The sequence below is a fragment of the Microbacterium sp. STRO-2N genome (assembly GCF_057747775.1).
Genome location: NZ_CM173223.1, coordinates 2,083,754 through 2,104,151, shown reverse-complemented (window position 1 = coordinate 2,104,151; position 20,398 = coordinate 2,083,754). Strand labels below are relative to the sequence as shown.

Genomic DNA, 20,398 nt, shown 5'->3' with positions numbered 1-20,398 from the left:
GCTGGACGGTATAGAAATGATGACGCTCACTCAAGAACTCTCACTCGCCGACGCCCAGGGCCGGAGGGTCGGCTGGCGCGGCTGGGCCGCGCTCGTGGTGCTGATGCTGCCCGTGCTGCTCGTGTCCGTAGACAACACGGTGCTGAGCTTCGCGCTCCCGTCGATCGCCCTCGAGCTCGGCCCCACGAGCGCACAGCAGCTGTGGATCATCGATGCGTATCCGCTCGTCCTCGCGGGGCTCCTCGTGACGATGGGAACGCTGGGCGACCGGTTCGGACGACGACGGATGCTGCTCATCGGCGCCACCGGCTTCGCCGCGGTGTCGGTGCTCGCCGCATTCGCGCCGAGTGCCGAATTGCTCATTGCCGCACGTGCGGCCATGGGCGTCTTCGGCGCGATGCTCATGCCGTCCACGCTCTCGCTCCTGCGCAGCATCTTCACCGACCGGGACCAGCGTCGCCTCGCGATCGCGGTGTGGGCGGCGATGTTCTCGGCCGGCGCCGCGCTCGGCCCCATCGTCGGCGGATTGCTCCTCGAGCACTTCTCGTGGGGCTCGGTCTTCCTGCTCTCGGTCCCGGTCCTCCTTCCACTGCTCGTGTTCGCGCCGCTGCTCGTTCCCGAGAGCCGGGACCCGCACCCGGGTCGGATCGACCCGCTCAGCATCGCGCTGTCGATGGCGACGATGATCCCGATCGTCTACGGCATCAAGGAGCTCGCCGTGCACGGCTTCGGGATCGCCGCCTGGCTGCCGATGCTCGCGGGACTCGGATTCGGCGTCCTGTTCGTGCGCCGACAGCTGCGAGCGAAGACGCCGATGCTCGACATGCGGCTCTTCCGCCTGGGCACGTTCAGCGGCGCCCTAATGGTGAACCTGCTGAGCGTCATCGCGCTCGTCGGCTTCCTCTTCTTCGTCGCCCAGCACCTTCAGCTGATCGCCGGCCTTTCGCCGATGGAAGCCGGACTCGCGCTGGTCCCGGGCCTCGCGATGATGATCGTGTCGGGTCTCGCCGTCGTGCCGATCTCGAAGAAGTGGCCCGCTCGCGTCGTCGTCCCGGCGGCGCTCCTGTTCTCGGTCGCCGGATATGTCACGGTCGCCTTCGCCACCGGCCCGGACAGCATCGGGGCGCTCGTCGCGGCTTTCATCTCCCTGGGTATCGGCATCGGCGCCGCCGAGACGGTGTCGAACGACCTGGTGCTCTCGAGCGCGCCGCCCGCGAAGGCGGGCGCGGCGAGCGCCGTGTCCGAGACCGCCTATGAGCTCGGCGCGGTGCTCGGCACGACGGTGCTCGGCGGCATCCTGACAGCCCTCTACCGTGCGAACCTCGTGGTGCCGGAGGGCGTGCCGGATGCCGCGGCCGCCGCCGCGGCAGAGACCCTGGCGGGCGCCGTGCACGAGGCCGAGGCCATCGGCGGCAGCGCGGGGGAGGCGCTGTTCGAAGCAGCCGCCACCGCGTTCGACGCCGGGGTGACCGTCACCGCCCTCATCGGCGCAGTGCTCGTCGTCGCAGCGGGCGTCATCGCGGCCACTACCCTGGGAAGGTCCCGCCCGAAGTCGTAGGAGCACCATGTCGCGCGTCGTGAAGCTGGCCGTCATCCCCGGTGACGGCATCGGTCCCGAGGTCATCGCCGAAGCGGAGAAGGTGCTGGATGCCGCGACCGCGGGCAGCGGCATCCGCTTCGAGCGGACGCGATTCTCGCTCGGCGCCACGCGCTTCCTCGAGACCGGGGAGACGCTCACGGATGCCGACCTCGAGGCCATCAAGGCGCACGACGCGATCCTCCTGGGAGCCGTCGGGGGAGCGCCCGGCGACCCGCGACTGAAGGATGCCAACATCGAGCGCGGCCTGCTGCTGAAGCTGCGCTTCGAGCTCGACCACTACGTCAACCTGCGGCCGTCGAAGCTGTACCCGGGGGTGGGCAGCCCGCTCGCGAACCCGGGCGACATCGACTTCGTCGTCGTCCGGGAGGGCACCGAGGGGCCGTACGTCGGCAACGGCGGATCGATTCGCAAGGGCACGCCGCACGAGATCGCCAACGAGACGTCCGTCAACACGGCGTTCGGCGTCGAGCGGGTCGTGCGCCACGCGTTCGACCTCGCCGAGCGTCGCTCCAAGCGCGTGACGCTGGTCCACAAGACGAACGTGCTGGTCCACGCCGGTGGGATCTGGAAGCGCCTGGTCGACGAGGTGGCGCTCGAGCACCCCGACGTCGCCGTAGACTATCTGCACGTCGACGCGGCCACCATCTTCCTGGTCACGAACCCCGGCCGATTCGACGTGATCGTCACCGACAACCTCTTCGGAGACATCCTGACCGACCTGGCCGGCGCCGTCACCGGTGGCATCGGCCTCGCCGCCTCGGGCAACATCAACCCCGACGGCGCGTTCCCCTCGATGTTCGAGCCCGTTCACGGGTCGGCGCCCGACATCGCAGGACAGCAGAAGGCCGATCCCACGGCCGCGATCCTCTCGGTCGCGCTGCTGCTCGATCACCTCGGGCTGCGCGACGAGGCACGGCGCGTCACCACCGCCGTCGAGGAGGACCTCGCCGAACGGGACTCCTTCGCCCGCAGCACGGCGCAGATCGGCGACGCGATCGCCGCGCGGCTCCAGGCGTAACCTGGACCCAGAGCAAGCGCCGCCACCGACCCGCGGACCCCGTCCGCACGAAAGTACAGGCTCGTCATGACCCTCATCGACTCCGACCCCGACACCGGGCTCGCCCCGCTCGAGTTCACAGTCCGCCGCAATCTGCAGTCCCGCTCCGTCGAGCAGCGCGAAGAGATACTCGCGAACCCCGGCTTCGGCACGAGCTTCACCGACCACATGGTCGACATCTGCTGGTCGGTCGGCGGCGGGTGGCACCGTCCGCGCGTGCAGCCGTACGGGCCGCTCTCGCTCGACCCGGCCGCTGCCGTGCTTCACTACGGGCAGGAGATCTTCGAGGGCATCAAGGCGTACCGCCACGGGGACGGGTCGATCCACACGTTCCGGCCCGACCAGAACGGCCGCCGCCTGCAGCGCTCCGCGCGCCGGCTCGCCCTGCCCGAGCTGCCGGTGTCGTACTTCATCCAATCGCTCCGCGAGCTCATCGCGGTCGACGGCGACTGGGTGCCCGCCGGCGACGATCAGAGCCTGTACCTCCGCCCCTTCATGTTCGCCAAGGAGGCGTTCCTGGGCGTGCGTCCCGCGCACAAGGTCGGCTACTACGTGATCGCATCGCCCGCTGGCGCCTACTTCAAGGGCGGCGTGCGGCCGGTCTCGATCTGGCTCAGCGAGGACTACGCGCGCGCGGGCAAGGGCGGCACGGGTGCTGCGAAGACCGGCGGCAACTACGCCGCGAGCCTGCTGCCGCAGTCCGAGGCGTACGAGAACGAGTGCGACCAGGTCGTGTTCCTCGACCAGGACCGCAACGTCGAGGAGCTCGGCGGCATGAACATCGTGTTCGTCTACAAGGACGGCACGCTCGTCACGCCCCAGTCCGACTCGATCCTCGAGGGCATCACGCGGGACTCGATCCTGCAGCTCGCCGCCGACCGCGGACACAAGGTCGAGGGACGCGCCGTCTCGTTCGACGAGTGGCGCCGGGGTGTGGCATCCGGCGACATCGTCGAGGTGTTCGCGTGCGGCACCGCCGCCGTCGTCACCCCGATCGGCCTGCTCAAGGGCAGGGACTTCGTCGACGAGCAGCCGACCGGCGAGCTGGCGCTGTCGCTGCGCGAAGAGCTCACCGACATCCAGTACGGACGCCGCGAAGACAAGCACGGGTGGCTGCTGCGTCTGGACGCCTGAGCACCGTCTCGCGACGAGGCCCCGCGGATCCGTCCGCGGGGCCTCGCACGTCGGCGCCGGTGGCTAGGCTGATCCGGTGAGGATCGCGCGCTTCAGCCACAACGACGCCATCAGGTTCGGAATCGTCGACGAGGGTGAGCTGGTCGTCCTCGCGGGCGACCCCATGTTCGCGGGCTACGACACGACGGGCGAGCGGGTGCCGCTCGCCGACGTCGCGCTCCTCGCGCCCGTGATCCCGCGCTCGAAGGTGGTGTGCGTGGGGCGCAACTACCGCGAGCACGCCGCCGAGCTCGGCAACGACGTTCCGGCCGAGCCGATGCTCTTCTTCAAGCCGAACACCTCGGTGATCGGACCCGGCGACGCGGTCGCGCTTCCGCGTGGCTCGGAGTTCGTCAGCTTCGAGGGCGAGCTCGCCGCGGTGATCGGCCGGATCGCGAAGAACGTGCCCGCCGAGAACGCGCTCGACTACGTGTTCGGCTACACGATCGCCAACGACCTCACCGCGCGCGACTGGCAGCGCTCGGACGGGCAGTGGGCGCGGGCGAAGGGCTTCGACACCTCGTGCCCGCTCGGCCCCGCGATCGAGACCGAGTTCGACCCGAACGGCGCCGCGGTGCTCACGACCCGCCTGAACGGCGAGGTGCGTCAGCAGGGGCCCCTCAGCGACATGATCTTCTCGGTCGCCGACGTGATCGCGTACGCCTCTGCGGCCTTCACGCTCCTGCCCGGCGACGTGATCCTCACCGGCACTCCGGCGGGTGTCGGGCAGATCGTCGCGGGAGACACCGTCGAGGTCGAGATCACCGGCCTCGGCATCCTGCGCAATCCCGCTCGTGATGCCTGAGACCGCACTCCCCACCGCACCCGAGGAGGTCGCGCGCGTCCAGCGGCGCACCGTCGCGGTGCTCTCGCTCGGACAGGTGCTCGGCGGACTCGCGTTCGGCGCGACGCTGTCGCTGGGGGCGGTCCTCGCGGCGGAGCTGTCGGGCGATGAGGCCTTCTCGGGGCTGGCCGCGGCCACGGTGACGCTCGGAACGGCGGCGACCGCGGTGCCCCTCGCCATGGTCGCGCGCCGCCGCGGGCGACGGCTGTCGCTGACACTCGGAATGGGCGTCGCCCTCATCGGCGTCGTGCTCGTGGTCGCGGCGGTGGCGCTCGGCTCCTTCCCGCTGCTGCTCGCGGCGTTCCTCATCATCGGGGCGGGCCAGGCGGCGAACCTCCAGTCGCGCTTCGCGGCGGCGGATCTCGCGACGGATGCCTCGCGCGGCCGCGACCTGTCGATCGTGGTGTGGGCGACCACCGTCGGCGCGGTCCTCGGCCCGAACCTGACCGGCCCCGGCCAGATCATCGGCGACGCGCTCGGGATGCCGCCCCTGACCGGCCCGTACCTCTTCACCGTCGTCGCCCAGGTGCTCGCGATCGGCCTCTACCTCGTGGCGATGCGACCCGACCCGCTGCTGCTCGCGCAGCGCGTGGTCGCGGCTGCCGCCCCCGGCTCGCGCCCGATCGCGCGGGCCGACAGCCCGATCGCCGCGCGCTACGCGATCTTCGCCGTGGCCGCCGCCCACGGCACGATGGTGTCCGTGATGGCGATGACGCCTGTGCATCTCGTGCACCTGACCCATGGTGCGTCCGAGGCGGCGACGCTGTCGATCATCGGGCTCACGATCAGCCTCCACATCGCCGGGATGTACGCGCTGTCGCCGGTCTTCGGCATCCTCTCCGACCGCGTCGGCCGCGTTCCGACGATCCTCATCGGCCAGCTGCTCCTCGCGGCGGCGCTGCTCACGGCGTCGTTCGGTGAGCAGTCGACGGTCGCCGTCACGATCGCGCTCATCGTGCTCGGGCTCGGCTGGAGCGCCTCCACGGTGGCCGGGTCGACGCTCCTCACCGAGGCGTCGTCCGAAGAGCGCCGCACGCGACGGCAGGGCATCAGCGACTTCACGATGAGCATCGTCGGTGCCGCCGGGGCGGTCGCGGCCGGCGCGGTGCTCGGCTGGATCGGCTACGGCGGGCTCGCGCTCGTCGTGATGGTGCTCGTCGGCGCATCGGTGCTCCTGGCACCGCTCGGCCGGCGGGTGTCGACGGCGCGAGCGGTCTCGGCGGACGACTGATCGGCCGCCGGTCGCCGGTCTCGCGCGCGCCCGGGCGGCGTCAGAACATCGTCTCGAGGAGGTCGGTGACGACAGCGGTCGCCGGGTCGTCGAGGGAATCCACGACGGGAACGAGCCGCCACTTGTCGAACATCGTGCAGGGGTGCGACAGGCCGAACACGACGAGATCGCCCACGGCCAGCGCCGAGCCGTCGGGCACGCGCAGGAAGCCGTGCTGATCGCTGAGCTTGGTCATCGCGGCGCCGGGGAGCGGCATCTGCTCGCCAGCCGCATCGATCGCGAAGAGCGGCTCCGGCGGGCCCTCGTCGTACGGGAAGTCGCGCTTGCCGGCGTCGACGATGGCGAGTCCGGGCTCCTGCCGCGACACGACGCGCGCGAGTCCTCGGGCAGCGGGCCGCAGTCCTGCACCGTTGAACGGCGAGTTCCGCCGGTAGTACCCGTGGTCGTGCACCGCGTAGGCGCCGGAGCGCAGCACGAACCGCGCCCGGTCGCCGCCGGCCGCAGCCGCGGCGAACGCGGCGCCGACGACGTCGGGATAGGCACTACCGCCCGCCGTGACCACGACGTCGCCGCCGTCGTAGAGCGGCCCGAGCGCGTCATGCACCGCGAGCAGCTCGTCGATGTAGGCGCGCGCCGCGTCCAGCGCCTCGGGCGCGCGCCCGTGGGCGACCGACCCTTCGTAGCCCGCGACGCCGGCGAGCCGCACCGCGGGCGACGCCGCCGCGCGCTCGGCCACCGCGACCGCTGCGTCGAGCGATCGCGCCCCGGTGCGTCCGCCGACCCCTCCCACGTCGACGAGCACCTCGAGCGGGTGCTCGACCGACGTCCCCAGCGCACGTTCGACGCCGTCGATGGCCGCGGCGTCGTCCACCCAGCTCCACACACGCCGACCCCCGGCCGCCAGCGCCGCCGTCCAGCGGATCGCGCCCGGCTGCACGAGCTGGTTGGCGAGCATGATCGCCGGGACACCGGCCTCGGCCGCCACGCGCAGCTGCGACGGCGTCGCGACCGTGATGCCCGTCGCGCCCGCATCGAGCTGCCGCCGCCACAGCTGCGGCGCCATCGACGTCTTGCCGTGGGGCATGAGCTCCAGACCACGCTCGGCGACCCAGCCCGCGAGGAACGCGATGTTGTCGTCGAGCGCGCCATCGTCGAGCACGAGCAGCGGCGTCCAAAGGTCGGTCAGCCGTGGCCGTCGGCTCAGGAACTCCGCGATCGTCATGCCCACGGCATCCGCGGGCAACCCTTTGTCGCCGGCGCCGAGCACGCGGTCCGCGCTCATCACGACTCCGGCAGCACCGCGACGACGTCGATCTCGACGAGGATGTCGTAGAGGTCCGAGCCGACCGTCGTGCGCACCGGATAGGGCTCGGTGAAGAACTCCGCGTAGGCCCGGTTGTACTCCGCGAAGTCGCGCTTGAGGTGCTGAAGATGCGCCGTGACCTTGACCACGTCGTCGAACGACGCGCCCTTGGCCGCCAGCACGCTACCGACGTTGCGGAGCACCTGCCGGGTCTGCTCGTATACGCCACCGGGGACCACTTCGCCGGTGGCCGGATCCTGCGGGCCGAACCCGGCCGTGAAGAGTAGGCCGTTCGCGGCGACGCCGTGGCTGTATGGTCCGGCCGGCTTGGGTGCGTTCTCGATGAGGACGGACTGCTTGGTCATGACGTTCCTTTCGTCGGAGAGGGGAGAAGGTGGCCGCGGCGGAGCCCGCGGCCGGGAAGGGCGCCGGTGAGCCGCCCCTCGCTCAGCACGTGCACGCCGTTCACGAAGACGTCGTCGATGCCGCGCGCGGGCGTCCGTGGGCTGTCGTAGGTGGCGGCATCCGTCACCGTCGCGGGATCCACGATCGCGATGTCGGCCGCGTGGCCGGTGCGCAGGATGCCGCGGCCGGCGAGTCCGAATCGCTGAGCGGTGCGCGCCGACAGGTGCACGGCGGCCTGCTCCCACGTGAACGAGCGACCGGCGTACGTCGCCAGCAGCCGCGCGAACGCGCCCCATGCGCGCGGGTGAGGGACGGCGCCCACGAAGATGCCGTCGGACCCGGCGGTGTGGCCGGAATGGGCGAACAGGCGGGCCAGGTTCTCGACCGGGCGCTCGTCGCGCACGGCCATCACGGCGCTCACCTCGAGCCGCCCCGCGACGAGGAGGTCGAGCGTCGCGTCCTCGACGGAGGTGCCCCGGCCGTCGGCGATCTGCGCGAGGGTGAGCCCGTGCGCCCACGACCAGTCCTGCGCGGGAGTGTGGGCGATGCGGATCATCGACGGCCAGCGCCTGCCGAGACTCGGCTTCGCGGCGACGGTGGGGAACCATTCCTCGCGCAGCCGCGCGCGCTCCGCGGGGTCGACGAGCCGCGCTACGGCGTCGTCGACGCCGACCGCGCTGTACTCGGGCGGGAGCACCGCCATCGACACGAGGGTGCAGCCTCGCGTGTACGGATACATGTCGAACGTGAGGTCGGCCCCCGAAGCCGCGGCTTCGGCGAGCAGCCGCTCGGCATCCGCAGCGTCGACGTGCAGGTGCGACACGTGGCCACGCACTCCCGCGTGGGACCGCCCGGGCGCGCAGATCGCCACGACCTCGCGAAGTCCCGCCGCCGTGTTCGTCTCGTAGCCGCCGCGCATGTGGGTGACGTACAGCGCGCCGGCGGCTGCGACGGGCGCGCACAGGGCGGCGAGCTCCTCGGCGTCGGCGAAGATGCCGGGCACGTAGTCGAGTCCGGACGACAGCCCGAGGGCGCCGTCGGCGAGCCCCTGGGCGACCAGCTGCTGCATGCGGCCCAGCTGCGCGGCATCCGCTCCTCCGGTCTCCATGCCCATGACTTCGTGACGCACCGAGCCTGCCGGGACCAGGTAGCCCACGTTGACGGGCGTCGTGCCGTCATACGTGGCCAGGAGGCCGGCCACACCGTCGCCGCGGTAGGTGGGGTGCGGACCGTTGATCGCGGCGAAGTAGCGCGTCGCCCACACGCCGTCGCCGGGGGCGTACGACACTCCGTCCTGGCCGCAGACCACCGTGGTGACGCCTTGGCGCAGGAGCGCGACCTGTACGTCTTCACGGAACACGGCGCCGTCCGCGTGGGAGTGGGCGTCGATGAATCCGGGCATGATGAACCGGCCGCGGCAGTCGATCACGCGGTCGCCCTCGTGCGCTTCGACCTCGCCCACGACGCCGACGCGGGCGCCCAGGATCTCGACATCGGTCGCGTTTCGCGGACCACCCGAGCCGTCGATCAGGGTGCCGCCGCGCAGCACCGTGCGGTCGGAGTGGGCGGACATGAAGCCTCCGTCGACGCGGGACCCGGCTGACCCGCGTCAGCAGTCTACGCAGGACGGTGCGCGTCGGCGGGACGGCCCGCGGGCGCGATCAGCGGCCGAGCGCGGCGAGGGCGAGGTCGACGTCGTCCGGGTCGTTGAAGACGTGGAACGCGACGCGTGCGCGGCCGGCGCGGCCGGACGCGGTGATGCCGGCCGCGCCGAGGCGGGCGAGGTCGGCGCCGTCGGGGTCGTCCCACGTCACGATCGCCGACGCGCGCTCGGGTTCGGAGAGCCGCCGGCCGGCGCGGAACGCCGCGGCCAGGCCGGTCGTGTGTGTGTAGACGCCGGTGCGGTCGAGCGACGCGAAGAGCTCGAGCGCCGGGGCGGCGCCGACGAACGCCTGCCACGCGGGGGAGAGGTCGAACCGGCGGGCGTCGGGCGCGAGGTCGATGACGGCGCCGTAGCACGAGGACCACGGGTCGTCGCCCGCGTACCAGCCGGCCGACATGGGCGACATGCGCGCCATGAGCCGGTCCGAGAGTGCGAGGAACGACACGCCTCGCGGCGCGCAGAGCCACTTGTATGCGTGACAGATCACCGCGTCGAAGGCAGATGCCTCGACCGGCAGCCAACCGATTGCCTGCGTCGCATCGCACAGCGTGAGGGCGTCGCTGCGGCTCGCCGCGTCTCGGATCGCCGCGGCATCGGCCACCTCGCCGGTGGCGGACTGCACGATCGAGAAGGCCACGAGGCTCGTCGCCGGCGTGATGTGCGCGGCGAGATCGCGCAGCGGCGCGGTGCGCACCCGGATGCCGCGTCCGGCGTGCACGAACGGCAGCACGAGGGATGAGAACTCGCCGTCGGGCACGAGCACCTCGGCTCCGTCGGGGAGTGCGGAGGCCACCGTCGCCGTCGCGACCGACACCTGGGAGCCGATGGCGACACGCTCGGCACCGACCGCGACGAGGGTGGCGAACAGCGCCCGCGACCGCTCGACCGCCGTGCTGTAGCCGGCGATATCGGGGTGCCCGGTCGCCGACGCGTCGACGTCGGCACGGATCGCCTGCTGCGTGGCGATCGTCGGCAGCCCGACGGTGCACGCCGCGAGGTAGCCGCGCCCGCCGGTGAAGGCGGCACGCGCCTCTCGCACGCCGAGCGGGGACGGGATCGTCGCGACCATGCCCCCAGGGTCCCGCTGTCGACGCCTCCCGTCTACGGCAGGTGTCCGATGCAAATCATCACCGACGCTTATGATTCCGGGATGGACGACGATGACGGTCCCGGCTTCGGCGCACGCGAGCTGCGCGTCGTCAAGGCGATCGCCGACGCCGGCTCGATCACGGCTGCCGCAGCCGCGCTCGGCTACAGTCAGCCCGCCGTCAGTCAGCAGCTCAAGCGCCTCGAGCAGCGGCTCGGCGTCGCCCTCGTCGAGCGTGTGGGTCGCGGCGTCCGTCTCACCGACGCCGGGCGCGTGCTGGCGCGCCACGCCTCCGCAGTGACGACAGCGCTGGACGCCGCGGCCGGCGAGCTCGCGGAGCTTCGGGGCCTGCGCACGGCGAGGGTGCGGCTCACGGCGTTCCCCTCGGCCTCGCCGACGATCGTGCCGAAGCTCCTCGCAGACCTCGCTCAGCGGCATCCGGGGATCGCCCTCACGTACGTCGAGGCCGAGCCGCCGGAGGCGGTCGACGCCGTACGGAACGACCGCACCGACATCGCCCTCACGTTCAGCTACCCGGGCGATCGCGACGACCCGCACGGCACGAGCGCCCGGGGGCTCTCCGTGCGCACCGTGGGCATTGATGAGCTGCTCGCGGTGCTGCCGGCGTCGCATCCGTCGGCAGGCCCCGGCACGCTGGATGTCGCCGCACTGGCGCACGAGGACTGGATCGCGGGCTGCCCACGCTGCCGCGGACACCTGCTCGAGCTGTGCGGTCGCGCCGGCTTCTCCCCTCGGATCGCGTTCGAGACCGACAACTTCGTCGCGGTTCAGGGGTTCGTCGCGCAGGGCATCGGAGTGGCGACGCTCCCGCGCATGGCCGTCGAGTCGTTTCCGCGGCTCCCAGGGATCGCGATCGTCCCCCTGCCGGAGGGCGAGCAGCGCACGATCCACACCGTGACCGCGCGCGGCGCCGATCGCGTGCCCGCTGTCAGGGTCACGCTGGCCGCGCTCGCGCGACTCGTCGGGCCGGCGGGCGACCACGGCGCCGAGGCATCCCGCACCCGGGCGACGCCGGAGGCTGCGGCTTCGGCCAAGTAAACTCATGCGCGATGCCTTCTTCGCCTGATCCCCGCACCACGACTGCCACCGGCGCCGACGTCCGGGTGCGGTTCTGCCCGTCGCCCACCGGTCTTCCGCACGTGGGGCTCATCCGCACCGTGCTGTTCAACTGGGCCTACGCGCGACACCACGGGGGCAAGCTCGTCTTCCGCATCGAAGACACCGACGCGGCGCGCGACAGCGAAGAGAGCTACCTGCAGCTGCTCGAGGCGTTGCGCTGGCTCAGGATCGACTGGGACGAGGGTGTCGAGGTCGGCGGTCCGCACGCGCCCTACCGGCAGTCCGAGCGCCACGGCATCTACCGCGAGGTGCTCGACAAGCTGATCGCGGCTGGAGCGGTGTACGAGAGCTACTCGACCGCCGAGGAGATCGACGCGCGCAACGAGGCGAACGGACGCGCCAAGCAGCTCGGCTACGACAACTACGACCGCGATCTCACTGACGAGCAGAAGGCGGCGTTCCGCGCCGAGGGCCGAGAGCCCGCGTGGCGTCTGCGCGTCCCCGACGAGGACCTCACCTATGTCGACCTGATCCGCGGCGAGGTCACCTTCCCGGCCGGCTCGTTCCCCGACTTCGTGCTCGTGCGCGCGGGCGGGGTGCCGTTGTACCCGTTCGTGAATCCGGTCGACGACGCCCTTATGGGCATCACGCACGTCATCCGAGGCGAGGACCTCATGCCCTCCACAGCGCGTCAGCTCGCGCTGTATCGCGCGCTCGTCGATGCCGGGGTCACGACTTTCATCCCGCGCTTCGCGCACATGCCGCTCGTGCTGGGCGAGGAGGGCAACAAGAAGCTCTCCAAGCGCGACCCCAAGGCCGACCTGTTCCTGCAGCGGGAGAAGGGCTTCATCCACGAGGGCCTGCTCAACTACCTCGCCCTGCTCGGCTGGTCGATCGCGCCGGACCGCGACGTGTTCTCGCTCGACGAGCTGGTCGCGGCCTTCGACATCGCCGACGTCAACCCGAACCCTGCCCGCTTCGACCAGAAGAAGGCGGAGTCCATCAACGGCGACCACATCCGGATGCTGGAGCCCGGCGACTTCGCCGCGCGTCTGGTGCCGTATCTCGCGGGCGCGGGCGTGCTATCCGACCCGCCGACGCCGTCCGAGCAGGCGACGCTGGCGGCATCCGCCCCGCTCGTGCAGGAGCGGATGCAGCTGCTCGGCGACGCGCCGGCGCTCCTCGGGTTCCTCTTCACCGACACGGTCGCCTATCAGGACGACGCGCTCGCGTCGCTGCCCGCGAACGCGAACGAGGTGCTGGTCGCCTCGGTCGCCGCGCTCGAGCTGCTGCCCGAACCCGATTTCACCACCGTCGCCGTGCAGGACGCCCTCGCCGCCGCGCTCGTCGCACCCGCGGAGGAGGGGGGCCTCGGACTCAAGCCTCGTGTGGCATATGGTCCGCTGCGCGTCGCGCTCAGCGGCCGCCGCGTGTCGCCGCCGCTGTTCGAGTCGATGGAGCTGCTCGGCAAGTCCGAGACGATCCGCCGGCTCACCGCTCTCGCCGACGCGCGCGGGTGACTGTTCGGTTTGGAGCACGTGTCGCGGTCGCGTAGACTTGATCCTCGGCACGGCTTCGGCCGACAGCCTTGGGGTATGGTGTAATTGGCAACACGGCTGATTCTGGTTCAGTTGTTCTTGGTTCGAGTCCAGGTACCCCAGCTTTAGAGGAACCCCCGGTCAGATGCGATTCTGACCGGGGGTTTCCGGTTGTATGGGCTCTGCTCGACCGTGTCCGAGGTCGGCGATCGCGGCGAAGAGGCGGTGCGGATCCTCGGCGATCCGATTGAGCACGTAGAGCCACCATTCGCGGCCGAACAGCACATACTCCCGCGTGCGGTATCCCTCTGCGTGAAGGCGGTCGAGCTGACGCGTGCCGAGACCCATGAGCATCTCGAACTCGACGTGGTCGCGGCGGAGGGCGTCGCCATGACGATCGATCAGCTGAGCGAGCAGCGACTCGTCGTGCGTGGCGAGGGACACCGCATGACCCGACGAGACGAGCCGCTCGGCGAGCGAGTGGTACGCGTCGTACATGCCGTCGCTGTCACGTCGATGCGCGACGTCGTCGGGCTCGAGGAAGGCGCCCTTCACCAGCCGGATGCGGCCGGGCAGGGGGAGCACCCGCTCGAGGTCGGCCGGCGTGCGGCGCAGGCGCGCCTGGAGCGTGATCCCGACGTGCGGGTGCTCCGCCGCCAGACGCTCGTACAGGTCCAGCACGAGGTCGGTACGGTCCGACGCCTCGGCCGAGACCATCAGCGCGGTGCCGAGCGGTGCGGTCGCGCGGGCGAGCTCACTCGCGTTGCGGTAGCCCAGCTCGGGATCGATCACCGAGCCGACATGCGACAGGTCGAACGACACGGTCGAGGAGGCGCCGGCTGCACCGATCGCGCTGGCGAGGCCGACGAAGACCGCCGCCTCGGCGTTCGCGACGTCGATCGAGCGGATGCTCTCGCCGACGTACTCGATGCTGCCGAGGTGTCCGCGAGCAGCGGCACCGCGAACGGCCGCCAGCGCCTCGTCGATGCGGTCTCCGGCGATGTACCGCTCCGAGAGCCGCTTCGCCACCGCCGCGACGCGAGCGTCCGCGAGCATCCGCTCCTTGAGGTCTTCGTCCAGCGCCCAGCCGCGCAGCACGTCGGCGGTGCGCTCCCATTCCGTCTGATCGATCTGCACGGACTCACGGTAGTGGGGCAGGGGACGCACGGGCGGTCAGCCATCGACAGGTGACTGCCAAGACCCGGCGGGTCGTCGATCACAGCGCGGTGTCGGCGACCTCGGGGATGGCATCCCGTGCGAGCGCCGCGTAGTCCGGCGCGTCGTCGCTGTGCGTCAGGAGCGCGACGACCACGGCCGCCGCCCACGCGTGCGCGCGCCGCCAGGTCGCGGCGTCGTACCGCGCGCCCGTCGCCGCAATGAACGCCTCGCGCCCGGACGCGTCGAAGGCGAGCCACGCGATGCCGAGGTCGTACGCGGGATCGCCTGCGGTGACATCGCCGAAGTCGATGATCCCCTCGAGGTCGCCGCCGCGGGCGACGAGGTTGCCGGGATGCAGGTCGCCGTGGATCCACACCGGCGCGCGGCCCCAGACCGGCGCCGTCAGGCCGGTGCGCCAGGTCCGCGCCAGCTCCGCCGCGGTCTCCGCCTCGAGCGTGCCGGCGCGGAGGATTCCCTGGAGGCGTTCGTGGAAGACCGCGTCGCGCGTCTCGAGCGGCCGGCCTCGTACCGGATTGACCGGATGATCCGCCGGCGCCGTCGCATGCAGCGCATGCAGCGCCTGCGCGAGCTTCGGTGCCCACCCCGTGCGCGCGCGTCGCGGCACATCGAGACCGCGGGTGCCTGCGATCCAGGGCACGATCGACCACGCCCAGGGAAAGCCCGCGCCCGGACTGCCCGCCACGATCGGCTCGGGCACGCGCACTCCGGTAACCGCGAGGCGCTGAGCGATCCCGGGGAGCACTCGCTGCTCATTGAGGACGAGCGGCGCGGCGAGTTGGCGACGGGGGAGGCGCACGGCGAGATCCTCGCCCAGTCTCCACACCTCGCTGTCCCAGCCTTCGGCGACCTTTGCGAGCTCCAGGGATGCGACATCCGCGACCAGGTGCGACGCCTGGGAGGCGACCAGCGAGCGGATCAGACCGGCGTCGATCCGGATCTCAGCAGGCGGCTTGTCGGGCATCGTTCGACCCTATCGATCACGGGCTGTGTGGGTTTGGTTGCGAAAACCTGTGTATGTGTTGTAACGTGTGGGAATCCGACGGAGGGTGAGGACGAGGTGTACGCAACGGAGCGCCACGAGCAGATCGAGCGAGAGCTGGCAGCGGAAGGACGCGTGAGCGTCGTCGCGCTGGCGGACCGGTTCGACGTCACCACCGAGACCATCCGTCGTGACCTCGACCATCTCGAGTCGATCGGCGCGCTTCGCCGCGTGCACGGCGGCGCCGTGCCCGTCGACCGAGCGAGCACGCGTGAGCCGTCGATCACCGAGCGGCTGCAGCACCATGGCGCGGCGAAGGCCGCCATCGGCCGCCGGGCACTCGACGCTCTCCGTGACGGGTTCAGCGGGTCGGTCTACCTCGACGCCGGCACCACGACCACAGCGGTGGCAACGGCGCTCGCTCCGTCGCTGCCACAGGAGCGCATCGAGGTCGTGACGCACTCGCTCACCCTCGGCCATGCCCTCGCGGGCGTGCCCGGGGCGTCGCTCACCCTGGTCGGCGGCCGCGTCCGCGGACTGACCGCCGCCGCCGTCGGAGCCGACACGGTCCGCATGATCGCCGGCCTGCGTCCCGACATCGCCTTCGTGGGCACCAACGGCGTCTCGGCTGCTTTCGGGCTCAGCACGCCCGACCCGGACGAGGCGGCGGTCAAGCGCGCCATCGTCCAGTCGGCGCGCCGCGTCGTCGTGGTCGCCGACGCCGAGAAGCTGGGGGCCGAGCTCCTCGTCGGCTTCGCGTCGTTGTCCGACATCGACGTGCTGGTGACGGATGCCGCACCCGGCGCCGAGCTGGCCGTCGCGCTCGACGACGCCGGCGTGGAGGTGTGGCTCGCATGATCGTGACGCTCACCGCCAATCCGTCGCTGGACCGCACGATGACGGTGTCCGCGCCGCTGCTTCCCGGAGAGGTGCAGGCGGCGACTTCCGCCCGAGAGGACGCGGGAGGCAAGGGCATCAACGTCGCGCGCGTCATCGCGGCGGCGGGCGAGGACTGCGCGGCGGTGCTCCCGCTCGCGCCGGGTGACCCGTTCGAGTCGGTCCTGCGCGCTGCGGGCGTTCGTGCCCAGCGGGTCCCGGTGAGCGGCCTCGTGCGCACGAATCTGGCGATCACCGACCCGGCGGGTGTCACCACGAAGCTCAACCTGCCGGGCGCGGCACTGTCGCCCGGTGAGGCGTCCGCGATCATCGACGCCGTGGTCGCGGCATCCGCCGGCGCACGATGGCTGGTGCTCGCCGGCTCGCTGCCGCCCGGCGCGGACGACGAGTTCTACGTGCGCGTGATCCACGCGGTGCGCGCCGCGCACGCGGCGCCGCCGAGGATCGCGGTCGACGCCTCGGGACCCGCGCTCGCGGCTGCCGTGGCCCACGGCCGACCGGACCTCATCAAGCCCAACGACGACGAGCTCGCCGAGCTCGCCGGCACGGTGATCGACGGCGCCGACGCGGTGGCCGCCGTGCTCGAGGTCGCCAGGTCGCTCGTACCGGCCAACATCGGCGCCGCGCTGGTCACGCTCGGGGCGGACGGCGCCGTGCTCGTCGAGGACGGCGCCGCCTGGGCGGCCACGCCGCCGCGCATCCGCGCCGTGAGCACCGTCGGCGCCGGCGACAGCTCGCTCGCGGGCTACCTCATCGCTCACACGAGAGGCGCACGCCCCGAGGAGCGACTGCGCCACGCCGTCCGGTACGGCGCCGCGGCTGCCTCCCTTCCGGGCACGCAGCCCCCGGCTCCCGCCGACCTACCCGCGGGCGACGTGCCCGTCGCCCGTCTCGCCTGATCCCGCATTCCCATCGACCGCAGGAGGTCATCGTGTCCGACACCATCACACCCGGCCTGGTGAGCCTCGACGCCCGGCTGGGCGACGACAAGTCCGACGTCATCCGCGCACTCGCCGAACGCGTCGTCGCTCAGGGGCGAGCGACCGACGCCGAGGCGCTCCACGCCGACGCGTGGGCCCGCGAAGAGAAGGACGAGACGGGCCTCCCCGGCGGTATCGCGATCCCGCATGCCAAGAGCGCCGCCGTCACGACTCCGTCCCTCGCGTTCGCGCGGCTCGCTCCGGGCGTCGATTTCGGCGCTCCGGACGGCCCCGCCGATCTCGTGTTCCTGATCGCGGCCCCCGCCGACGCGGCCGAGGCGCACCTGGCCGTCCTGTCGAAGCTCGCCCGCAGCCTTATGCGGGAAGACTTCACGGCGAGCCTGCGCGCCGCGGTCACCGAGGAGGACGTCGTCGCCATCGTGCGCGCCGCGATCGGTGAGGCGCCCGCCGCGCCCGCGCCCACGCCCGCCGCGGACGGGCCCATGCTCCCGGAGGCTGCGGGCGACGCGCCGGCGGCGGTCGGAGGGGGTGAGGGGACCGTCGCCACGCCGGCGGCGGCCGACACCGCCCTCACCGTCGAGGGGCGCCCCGCGCGCATCGTGGCGGTCACGGCATGCGCGACCGGGATCGCACACACGTTCATGGCGGCCGACGCGCTGGCGGCGGCCGGCAAGAAGGCGGGGGTCGACGTCGTCGTCGAGCCGCAGGGCTCGAGCGGCTACCAGGCGCTCCCGAGCGACGTCATCCAGGGCGCCGACGCGGTGATCTTCGCCACCGACGTCGACGTCCGCGAGCCGCAGCGGTTCGCGGGCAAGCCGGTCGTGCGCTCCGGCGTGAAGCGCGGCATCGAGCAGCCCGACCAGCTCGTCGCCGAGGCCGTCGCCGCCGCGAACGACCCGTCGGCGACGCGCGTGGGCGGCGATGCCGCGGTCGTCGCCGCGACCGCGGGCGAGAAGCTCTCGTGGGGCGCTCGGATCCAGCGGATCCTCCTCACCGGCGTCAGCTACATGATCCCGTTCGTGGCGGGCGGCGGGCTGTTGATCGCTCTCGGGTTCCTCATCGGCGGCGTCGACGTGAACGCGGACGACCAGGCGTTCGGCGTCATCATCGACAACGCGCTGTGGGATCTGCCCGCAGGCGGTCTCGCGCAGTACCTCGGATCGGTCGCGTTCGTGATCGGCGCGACCTCGATGGGGTTCCTCGTCTCGGCGCTCGCCGGCTACATCGCGTTCGCGATCGCCGACCGGCCGGGCATCGCGCCCGGGTTCGTCGCGGGCGCGGTCGCCGTGCTCATGAACGCGGGATTCATCGGAGGCATCATCGGCGGTCTTCTGGCCGGAGCGGTGGCGTGGTGGATCGGGCGCTTCCAGGCACCGCGATGGCTGCGAGGTCTCATGCCGGTCGCGATCATCCCGCTGCTGGCGTCGATCGTGGCGTCGGGTCTGATGATCCTGTTCCTCGGTCGGCCCATCGCGTCGCTGATGGAGGGCCTGAACGTGTGGCTCACCGATCTCGCGGCCACCGGTGCGATCGTCGTGGTCGGCGTCATCCTCGGCCTCATGATGTGCTTCGACCTGGGCGGGCCCGTCAACAAGGTCGCGTACGCATTCGCCGTCGCCGGGCTGGCCGCCGGCTCTGCCGAGAATCCCACGCCTTACCTGATCATGGCGGCCGTGATGGCCGCGGGAATGGTGCCGCCGCTGGCCATGGCGCTCGCGTCGACGGTGCTCGCGCGCGACTTCTTCCCGCCCGTGGAGCGCGAGAACGGCAAGGCGGCGTGGCTGCTGGGCGCCTCGTTCATCAGCGAAGGCGCGATCCCGTTCGCGGCCGCAGACCCGCTGCGCGTCATCCCCGCTTCGATGGTCGGCGGTGCGCTCACCGGTGCGCTCATCATGGCGTTCGGCGTGGAATCGCTCGCCCCGCACGGCGGCATCTTCGTCCTTTTCGCGATCGATCCGATCTGGGGCTTCCTCGTGGCGCTCGCGGCCGGTACCGTCGTGTCGGCGCTCGCCGTCGTGGCCCTGAAGAAGTGGGTCGGCCGCAAAGAGCTCGAGCAGGCAGAGGCCGCCGTCCCCGTGGCGGCGTGAGAACGGCCCGCACAGCGTCTGCGATCCGAGAAGGAGAGAGAAGAAGATGGCACAACGTCAGGCGACCATCGCGAGCAGCTCGGGGCTGCACGCCCGCCCCGCGAAACTGTTCGTGCAGGCGGTGCAGTCCCAGCCCGTGCCGGTCACGATCGCCGTGGAGGGCGGCCCCGACCTCAACGCCGGCAGCATCCTGTCGCTCATGGGGCTGGGAGCGTCGCAGGGCACGGTCGTGACTCTCAAGGCCGAGGGGGACGGCGCCGAGCAGGCGCTCGACGAGCTCGTCGCCCTGCTCGAGACGGATCTCGACGCCGAGTAAGACGAGACGACGGATGCCGCGGGTCGAAGCCGCCGCGGCATCCGTCGTCTTTCTCTCATCGCGCCGGCGTCACATGTCGGTCGCGTCGCCCGGATCGAGCGCGAGGAACTCGCCGCCGCCCTGCTCCGTCGCCCATCGCAGGCGCGCGCGGCCCATGTCGCGGCCGACGACCGAGAGCGTCATGTCGTGCGTGCCGAACGCCCGTCGCGGAGCGACGGCGAGGACGAAGTCCATCGCCTCGCCGATCTTGAGCCAGGGGGCACCCACTGGCGCCGCCAGCAGCGAGACGGTGCGATCCGAGGGGACCGCGTACGAGTCGCCGGGGTAGTAGAACTCGTCGTTGACGAACACCCCGACGTTGTCGACGACGGGGATGGACTCGTGGATCACAGCGTGCCGTCCGCCGAAGAACTCCAGGTGGAAGGGGTCGACGTCGACCGTGTCGCCGGGACGGACGACCGTGACGTCGTATCCGGCCGCGGCCTGCGCCACGCCGTCGGGGCCGAAGATCGGCGTGCCGGGGAAGGTGCCGAGCAGGCGGTCCAGGTGGTCCGCAGTCCAGTGGTCGGGATGCTGGTGGGTGAGCACGATCGCGACCACGTCGTCGAGGTCGCCGAGCGGCGCGGTGAACGATCCGGGATCGATCACGAGCGTCTTCCCGGAGTCGACGAGCGTCAGGGTGGCGTGCTCGAACTTGGTGACTCGCATGCCTCGAGTCAAGCGCCCACCGGGCACGGCGGCAAGGTCGCCGGCGGAGCGTCGCCGATTTGGAGCGACCCCCTGCGACATGGCATAATCGAACGGTTGCCTGAACGGCCCCATCGTATAGCGGCCTAGTACGCCGCCCTCTCACGGCGGTAACGCGGGTTCGAATCCCGCTGGGGTCACCAGTCAGGCAACAAGGCGCAGCATCACACTGTGATCGCTGTACGGCCCCATCGTATAGCGGCCTAGTACGCCGCCCTCTCACGGCGGTAACGCGGGTTCGAATCCCGCTGGGGTCACACGGAACAAGCCC

The 20,398-nt window shown here is 71.7% G+C and carries 18 protein-coding genes and 3 tRNA genes; 14 read left to right on the top strand and 7 right to left on the bottom strand.

From position 1 onward, the window contains the following. The first annotated feature begins 16 nt into the window (after positions 1–16). The 5 genes from AC3ANN_RS09835 to AC3ANN_RS09815 all read left to right on the top strand — a co-directional run bounded on the left by AC3ANN_RS09835 (position 17) and on the right by AC3ANN_RS09815 (position 5,905). On the top strand, positions 17–1,558 hold the full coding sequence (locus AC3ANN_RS09835; RefSeq protein WP_488337229.1) for an MFS transporter: 1,542 nt from the start codon (positions 17–19) through the stop codon (positions 1,556–1,558). Between the two features lie 7 nt (positions 1,559–1,565). Then, a complete protein-coding gene (locus AC3ANN_RS09830) occupies positions 1,566–2,618 on the top strand; it encodes a 3-isopropylmalate dehydrogenase (RefSeq protein ID WP_488337228.1) in 1,053 nt (350 codons plus the stop codon). Between the two features lie 66 nt (positions 2,619–2,684). Continuing rightward, on the top strand, positions 2,685–3,791 hold the full coding sequence (locus AC3ANN_RS09825; RefSeq protein ID WP_488337227.1) for a branched-chain amino acid aminotransferase: 1,107 nt from the start codon (positions 2,685–2,687) through the stop codon (positions 3,789–3,791). Positions 3,792–3,867: 76 nt separating this feature from the next. Further along, the gene (locus AC3ANN_RS09820) at positions 3,868–4,635 is read left to right on the top strand and encodes a fumarylacetoacetate hydrolase family protein (protein WP_488337226.1); all 768 of its coding nucleotides are present in this window, start codon (positions 3,868–3,870) and stop codon (positions 4,633–4,635) included. Further along, a complete protein-coding gene (locus AC3ANN_RS09815) occupies positions 4,628–5,905 on the top strand; it encodes an MFS transporter (RefSeq protein WP_488337225.1) in 1,278 nt (425 codons plus the stop codon). The genes AC3ANN_RS09820 and AC3ANN_RS09815 overlap by 8 nt, the downstream gene beginning before the upstream one ends. Positions 5,906–5,945: 40 nt before the next feature. On the opposite strand, the gene AC3ANN_RS09810 is transcribed toward AC3ANN_RS09815, so the two are convergent. The 4 genes from AC3ANN_RS09810 to AC3ANN_RS09795 all read right to left on the bottom strand — a co-directional run bounded on the left by AC3ANN_RS09810 (position 5,946) and on the right by AC3ANN_RS09795 (position 10,345). Continuing rightward, positions 5,946–7,187: an alanine racemase gene (locus AC3ANN_RS09810; protein WP_488337224.1), complete on the bottom strand. Its 1,242-nt coding sequence runs from the start codon at positions 7,185–7,187 to the stop codon at positions 5,946–5,948. Next, a complete protein-coding gene (locus AC3ANN_RS09805) occupies positions 7,187–7,573 on the bottom strand; it encodes a RidA family protein (protein ID WP_488337223.1) in 387 nt (128 codons plus the stop codon). Before AC3ANN_RS09805 ends, AC3ANN_RS09810 begins: the two co-directional genes overlap by 1 nt. Beyond that, the gene (locus tag AC3ANN_RS09800; RefSeq protein ID WP_488337222.1) at positions 7,570–9,186 is read right to left on the bottom strand and encodes an N-acyl-D-amino-acid deacylase family protein; all 1,617 of its coding nucleotides are present in this window, start codon (positions 9,184–9,186) and stop codon (positions 7,570–7,572) included. Before AC3ANN_RS09800 ends, AC3ANN_RS09805 begins: the two co-directional genes overlap by 4 nt. Before the next feature lie 88 nt (positions 9,187–9,274). Then, a complete protein-coding gene (locus tag AC3ANN_RS09795; RefSeq protein WP_488337221.1) occupies positions 9,275–10,345 on the bottom strand; it encodes an aminotransferase class V-fold PLP-dependent enzyme in 1,071 nt (356 codons plus the stop codon). Between the two features lie 81 nt (positions 10,346–10,426). Between AC3ANN_RS09795 and AC3ANN_RS09790 the strand changes: the two genes are divergently transcribed. From AC3ANN_RS09790 to AC3ANN_RS09780, 3 genes are all read left to right on the top strand, one after another. Beyond that, positions 10,427–11,422 (top strand): LysR family transcriptional regulator, encoded by a 996-nt coding sequence (locus AC3ANN_RS09790; protein WP_488337220.1) that lies wholly within the window; start codon positions 10,427–10,429, stop codon positions 11,420–11,422. Positions 11,423–11,433: 11 nt separating this feature from the next. Next, positions 11,434–12,963 carry a glutamate--tRNA ligase gene (gltX, locus tag AC3ANN_RS09785; RefSeq protein WP_488340775.1) on the top strand — a complete coding sequence of 510 codons (1,530 nt, stop codon included), beginning with the start codon at positions 11,434–11,436 and terminating at the stop codon, positions 12,961–12,963. A 69-nt stretch (positions 12,964–13,032) separates the two neighbouring features. Continuing rightward, positions 13,033–13,104 (top strand) — tRNA-Gln (locus AC3ANN_RS09780). 18 nt (positions 13,105–13,122) lie between these two features. Here the strand turns inward: AC3ANN_RS09780 and AC3ANN_RS09775 are convergent. Beyond that, complete coding sequence (locus AC3ANN_RS09775; protein ID WP_488340774.1) at positions 13,123–14,118, bottom strand: proline dehydrogenase family protein; 996 nt, start codon at positions 14,116–14,118, stop codon at positions 13,123–13,125. A 79-nt stretch (positions 14,119–14,197) separates the two neighbouring features. Continuing rightward, positions 14,198–15,121 (bottom strand): aminoglycoside phosphotransferase family protein, encoded by a 924-nt coding sequence (locus tag AC3ANN_RS09770; protein WP_488340773.1) that lies wholly within the window; start codon positions 15,119–15,121, stop codon positions 14,198–14,200. Between the two features lie 96 nt (positions 15,122–15,217). Between AC3ANN_RS09770 and AC3ANN_RS09765 the strand changes: the two genes are divergently transcribed. The 4 genes from AC3ANN_RS09765 to AC3ANN_RS09750 are packed head-to-tail and all read left to right on the top strand — an operon-like array spanning position 15,218 to position 19,380. After that, entirely contained in the window at positions 15,218–15,997 is a 780-nt protein-coding gene (locus AC3ANN_RS09765) for a DeoR/GlpR family DNA-binding transcription regulator (protein ID WP_488340772.1), read from the top strand. Further along, entirely contained in the window at positions 15,994–16,935 is a 942-nt protein-coding gene (locus tag AC3ANN_RS09760) for a 1-phosphofructokinase family hexose kinase (RefSeq protein ID WP_488340771.1), read from the top strand. Before AC3ANN_RS09765 ends, AC3ANN_RS09760 begins: the two co-directional genes overlap by 4 nt. A gap of 32 nt (positions 16,936–16,967) precedes the next feature. Continuing rightward, entirely contained in the window at positions 16,968–19,064 is a 2,097-nt protein-coding gene (locus AC3ANN_RS09755; protein WP_488340770.1) for a PTS fructose transporter subunit IIABC, read from the top strand. Positions 19,065–19,110: 46 nt separating this feature from the next. Next, positions 19,111–19,380, top strand: coding sequence for an HPr family phosphocarrier protein (locus tag AC3ANN_RS09750; RefSeq protein WP_488340769.1), 270 nt, complete (start codon positions 19,111–19,113; stop codon positions 19,378–19,380). Between the two features lie 69 nt (positions 19,381–19,449). Here AC3ANN_RS09750 and AC3ANN_RS09745 read toward each other — a convergent pair whose 3' ends face one another. Next, positions 19,450–20,088 carry an MBL fold metallo-hydrolase gene (locus AC3ANN_RS09745; protein ID WP_488340768.1) on the bottom strand — a complete coding sequence of 213 codons (639 nt, stop codon included), beginning with the start codon at positions 20,086–20,088 and terminating at the stop codon, positions 19,450–19,452. Positions 20,089–20,194: 106 nt separating this feature from the next. On the opposite strand from AC3ANN_RS09745, the gene AC3ANN_RS09740 reads away from it, so the two are divergent. Both AC3ANN_RS09740 and AC3ANN_RS09735 read left to right on the top strand, forming a co-directional pair. Continuing rightward, positions 20,195–20,270, top strand: a tRNA-Glu gene (locus AC3ANN_RS09740). Positions 20,271–20,311: 41 nt separating this feature from the next. Then, a tRNA-Glu gene (locus AC3ANN_RS09735) sits at positions 20,312–20,384 on the top strand. The last annotated feature ends 14 nt before the right edge of the window (positions 20,385–20,398 follow it).

Excerpts from the sequence above, each read along its gene's own strand:
- AC3ANN_RS09770 (WP_488340773.1), bottom strand. The coding sequence starts at position 15,121 with ATGCCCGACAAGCCGCCTGCTGAGATCCGGATCGACGCCGGTCTGATC.
- AC3ANN_RS09750 (WP_488340769.1), top strand. The coding sequence starts at position 19,111 with ATGGCACAACGTCAGGCGACCATCGCGAGCAGCTCGGGGCTGCACGCC.
- AC3ANN_RS09815 (WP_488337225.1), top strand. The coding sequence starts at position 4,628 with ATGCCTGAGACCGCACTCCCCACCGCACCCGAGGAGGTCGCGCGCGTC.
- AC3ANN_RS09825 (WP_488337227.1), top strand. The coding sequence starts at position 2,685 with ATGACCCTCATCGACTCCGACCCCGACACCGGGCTCGCCCCGCTCGAG.
- AC3ANN_RS09795 (WP_488337221.1), bottom strand. The coding sequence starts at position 10,345 with ATGGTCGCGACGATCCCGTCCCCGCTCGGCGTGCGAGAGGCGCGTGCC.
- AC3ANN_RS09810 (WP_488337224.1), bottom strand. The coding sequence starts at position 7,187 with ATGAGCGCGGACCGCGTGCTCGGCGCCGGCGACAAAGGGTTGCCCGCG.
- AC3ANN_RS09745 (WP_488340768.1), bottom strand. The coding sequence starts at position 20,088 with ATGCGAGTCACCAAGTTCGAGCACGCCACCCTGACGCTCGTCGACTCC.
- AC3ANN_RS09835 (WP_488337229.1), top strand. The coding sequence starts at position 17 with ATGATGACGCTCACTCAAGAACTCTCACTCGCCGACGCCCAGGGCCGG.
- AC3ANN_RS09790 (WP_488337220.1), top strand. The coding sequence starts at position 10,427 with ATGGACGACGATGACGGTCCCGGCTTCGGCGCACGCGAGCTGCGCGTC.
- AC3ANN_RS09805 (WP_488337223.1), bottom strand. The coding sequence starts at position 7,573 with ATGACCAAGCAGTCCGTCCTCATCGAGAACGCACCCAAGCCGGCCGGA.
- AC3ANN_RS09830 (WP_488337228.1), top strand. The coding sequence starts at position 1,566 with ATGTCGCGCGTCGTGAAGCTGGCCGTCATCCCCGGTGACGGCATCGGT.
- AC3ANN_RS09760 (WP_488340771.1), top strand. The coding sequence starts at position 15,994 with ATGATCGTGACGCTCACCGCCAATCCGTCGCTGGACCGCACGATGACG.
- gltX (WP_488340775.1), top strand. The coding sequence starts at position 11,434 with ATGCCTTCTTCGCCTGATCCCCGCACCACGACTGCCACCGGCGCCGAC.
- AC3ANN_RS09800 (WP_488337222.1), bottom strand. The coding sequence starts at position 9,186 with ATGTCCGCCCACTCCGACCGCACGGTGCTGCGCGGCGGCACCCTGATC.